The sequence below is a fragment of the Streptomyces sp. NPDC001920 genome, assembly GCF_053594495.1.
Genome location: NZ_JBSFEP010000047.1, coordinates 1 through 4,350 on the forward strand (window position 1 = coordinate 1; position 4,350 = coordinate 4,350).

Here is a 4,350-nt window from a genome sequence, read left to right on the forward strand (position 1 = left end):
CCCACACCCTCCACACCGACCACCCCGAAACAACCACCCTCACCACCGCCCTCACCACCCTCCACACCCAAGGCCACCCACCCACCTGGAACACCGTCCTGCCGCACACCACAACCCGCCCCGACCTCCCCACGTACGCCTTCCAGCACCGCCGTTACTGGCTGGAGGACGCCGAGCGGGCCCGGCCGAGTGCGGCTCGGTCCGCGCTGTCGGGTCCCGACCGGTGGACGTACCGCGTGGTGTGGCGGCCGTTGGCGGCGTCGCGCCCGGGGCCCGACCCGCTGCTGGCCGGGACGTGGTTGCTGATGGTCCCCGCGGAGGACATGACCGGCTCGGGCGACGCGTGGGCGGCCTGGGCCGAGCGTGCGCTGACCGAGCACGGCGCGCGCGTCGAACGCGTCGCGGTGGACACGGCGAACGCGGACCGGCAGCTGCTGGCCGATCACCTCCGTGTCGGGGCGGACGGGCCGGACGAGCTCGGTGGCGTGCTGTCGCTGCTCCCCCTCGACGACGCGCCGCACCCGGCCCACCCGGCGGTGCCGCGAGGTGTGGCCGCCACCTTGGCGCTCGCCCAGGCCATGGCGGACCGGTCCGGGAGCGGCAGGCTGTGGACGGTGACGCGTGGCGCGGTGCGCACCGGGCACGGCGACCCCGCGGCCCGCCCTGGCCAGGCCCAGGTGTGGGGGCTGGGCCGCTCCGTCGCGCTGGAGCAGCCCGAGCGGTGGGGCGGTCTGCTGGATCTGCCCGAGGAAGTGGACGGCGAGTCGGTCGTCGCGCTTGTCCGTGTCCTCTCGGGTGCGATCGGCGAGGACCAGGTCGCGTTGCGCTCCGGCGGGGCGCTGGCCTGCCGTCTGGTCCGCACCCCGTCGAAGGCGGCCGGTGCGCTCGGACATCGCGCGTGGCGTCCGCGCGGCACGGTGTTGATCACGGGCGGTACGGGTGGCATCGGTGCTCATGTGGCCCGTTGGTGCGCGGGTGCCGGTGCCGAGCATCTGGTGCTCGCCGGCCGTCGCGGTGGCGAGGCGCCGGGCGTGGCCGAGCTGGAGTCGGAGCTGAACGCGCTCGGCGTGAAGGTGACCGTCGTGGCGTGCGACATGGCGTCCCGGGAGGACGTGGGCCGTCTGCTCTCGGCGGTGCCCGCGAGCAGCCCGCTGTCGGCGGTGGTGCACGCGGCGGGCGTGGCGCAGCGGTTCGCAAAGGTCGACGAGCTGACCCTGGACGGCTTCGCGGATGTGGTGGCCGGCAAGGTGGCCGGCGCCCTGCATCTGGACGACGCGCTGGGCGACACTCCGCTGGACGCGTTCATCGTGTTCTCGTCCAACGCGGCGGTGTGGGGCAGCGGCAGCAATGGCGCTTACGCAGCGGGGAACGCGTTCCTGGATGTCTTCGCCGCCGAGCGGCGCGCCCGAGGACGCACGGCGACGTCGATCGCCTGGGGTGCGTGGGGCGGTGGCGGCATGCTGGCGCTCGACGGTGTCGCGGAGTACATGGACCGGCGGGGCGTGCTGGCGATGGCGCCCGCGGACGCCATCGCCGTGATGGTGCGTGCCGTCGAGGACGACGAGACGTTCCTCGCCGTCGCCGACATCGATTGGGAGCGGTTCGTTCCGGGGTTCACCTCGGGTCGGCCGAGCCCATTGCTGAGCGAGCTGCCCGAAGTGCGTCGTGCTCTCGGCGAGGCCGATACCGCTTCGAGGGGTGCGGCGCGTGCCGCGGGCGCAGCCGACGCGGGTGCCGTCCGCGCGGGCCTGACTGAGCGGCTCGCCCCGCTCACCGAACAGGAGCAGCTGGACCTTCTGCTCGGTGTGGTCCGGGACTCGGCGAAGGACGTCCTCCACCATCAGGAGGACGCCGGGATCGCCATCGGGCCCGACCGGGCGTTCAAGGATCTCGGCTTCGACTCGCTGACGTCGGTGGAGCTGCGCAACCGGCTGTACGCAAACACGGGTCTGAAGCTGTCCGCCGGTGTGGTCTTCGACCACCCCACTCCGCTGGCCCTGGCCACCCATCTGCGTACCGAGCTCGCCCCGCCCCCGGCCATGGCGGAGTTTCCGCAGGTGCAACGGGAGTTGGACGCCCTGGAACGCGCCGTGCCCGGCCTGCTGGAGGACGGTGCCACAGCGGCGGAGGACCGCCGACGGCTCGCGGAGCGGCTGGAGCGGCTGGCGTGGCGGCTGCGGGCCGACGGCGAGACGCACCAGCTCGCGGGCGGGCCGGCGGCCGACGTCCGAGCGGGGGCAGATGCGGGAGCGTTGGACTCGGCGTCGGCCGAGGAGATCTTCGACTTGATCGATCGGGAACTGGGGCAGGCACCGCACGGTGACGGCGGTTCGGCCCCGACAGGCGACGGGACCCACGGCAATGGCTGACAACGAAGAGAAACTGCTGGCGTACCTCAAGCGCGTCATGGCCGATCTGCGGCAGACGCAGCGCCGCCTGCACGACGCCGAGGCCGCCGGCACCGAGCCGATCGCCATCGTCGGCATGGCGTGCCGGTACCCCGGGGACATCCGGTCTCCGGAGGATCTGTGGCGGGTGGTCGCGGAGGGCCGGGACGTGATCTCGGACTTCCCCGTGAACCGGGGCTGGGACGTCGACGCCCTCTACGACCCCGACCCCGACGTCCCCGGCAGGACCTACGTACGCCAGGGCGGCTTCCTGCACGACGCCGACGGCTTCGACGCCGAGTTCTTCGGCATCAGCCCACGCGAAGCCCTCGCCATGGACCCCCAGCAACGACTCCTGCTCGAAACCGCCTGGGAAGCCGTCGAACGCGCCGGACTCGACCCCACCACCCTCCACTCCACCCCCACCGGCGTGTTCACCGGTATCGCCGGGCAGGAGTACGTGTCGCTGCGTGCCCCGCGCACCGCGGAATCCGAGGGTCTGCTGATGGCCAACGCGTCCCTGAGTATCGCCTCGGGTCGTATCGCGTACGTTCTCGGTCTGGAGGGGCCGGCGGTCAGTATCGATACGGCCTGCTCGTCCTCGCTCGTCGCCGTGCACCAGGCCGCGCAGGCGCTGCGCGGGGGTGACTGCGCCCTGGCTCTGGCGGGCGGCGTGACCGTGATGGCGACGCCCGCGGGCTTCGTCGAGTTCAGCAGGCAGCGCGGTCTGGCCCGGGACGGGCGCTGCAAGTCGTTCGCAGCCGCCGCCGACGGCACGGTGTGGGCCGAGGGCGTCGGAGTGCTGCTGCTGGAGCGGCTGTCGGACGCGGAGCGCAACGGCCACCCGGTCCTGGCGGTGGTGCGCGGCAGCGCGGTCAACCAGGACGGTGCCAGCAACGGACTGACCGCGCCGAGCGGCCCCGCACAACAGCGCGTCATCCGCGCCGCCTTGGCCAACGCCCGGCTCGCCCCTGACCAGGTCGACGCCGTCGAGGCCCACGGCACCGGCACGAAGCTGGGCGACCCCATCGAGGCGGAGGCCCTGCTCGCCACGTACGGCCAGGACCGGCCGGCGGCCCAGCCCCTCCATCTGGGCGCGATCAAGTCGAACATCGGCCACACCCAGAACGCGGCCGGGGTCGCCGGCATCATCAAGATGGTCGAGGCGATGCGGCACGGCGTTCTGCCCAGGACGCTGCATGTAGACAGGCCGACCCCGCATGTGGACTGGGAACGGGGCGCGGTCGCGCTGCTCACCGAGAGCGTTCCGTGGCCGGGGACCGGGCGGCCGCGTCGGGCGGGTGTCTCGTCCTTCGGCATCAGCGGCACCAACGCGCACGTCATCCTCGAACAGGCCCCGGCGCCCGAGGCGGCACCGGAGCCGGTGCCCGCGACACCCGCGCCGCCCGCAGACCGGGACGGCGGCGTTCGCCGTACGCCGTCGGTCTGGCTCGTCTCGGGACGTGGCGAGGAGGCCCTACGGGCCCAGGCGGCGCGTCTGCACACAGCTGTCTCCGAGTCGCCGCTGTCCGTCGGTCGCGGCGAGATCGCGCATGCGCTCGCAACGGCTCGTACGCACTTCGCCCACCGGGCCGCCGTCGTCGGCGACGACCGGGCCGAACTCATGGACGGGATGCGACTGCTGGCGGAGGGCCTGCCTCCGGCCGACGCCGTCCGCGGCATCGCCGTCGACCAGCCGGGAGTCGCCTTCCTCTTCTCCGGGCAGGGCTCACAACACCCCGGCATGGGACGGGAGTTGTACGAGACGCAGCCGGTGTTCGCCGACGCCCTGGACGAGACATGGGCCCAACTCGACCCCCACCTCGAACACCCCCTACGCGACATCATGTTCGCCGAACCCGGCACCACCCAAGCCGCCCTCCTGGACCAGACCCGCTACACCCAACCCGCCCTCTTCGCCATCGAAACCGCCCTCCACCGACTCCTCCACCACTGGGGCCTG

The 4,350-nt window shown here is 73.0% G+C and carries 2 protein-coding genes; both read left to right on the top strand.

Annotated elements, in window-relative coordinates:
• Positions 1-2,369, top strand: a 2,369-nt coding sequence (locus tag ACWCPI_RS38815; protein WP_451042659.1) for an SDR family NAD(P)-dependent oxidoreductase, incomplete at its 5' end; no start/stop codon positions are given.
• Positions 2,362-4,350 (top strand): type I polyketide synthase (locus tag ACWCPI_RS38820; RefSeq protein WP_451042660.1); only part of this gene is annotated, 1,989 nt, incomplete at its 3' end. The genes ACWCPI_RS38815 and ACWCPI_RS38820, both read left to right, overlap by 8 nt.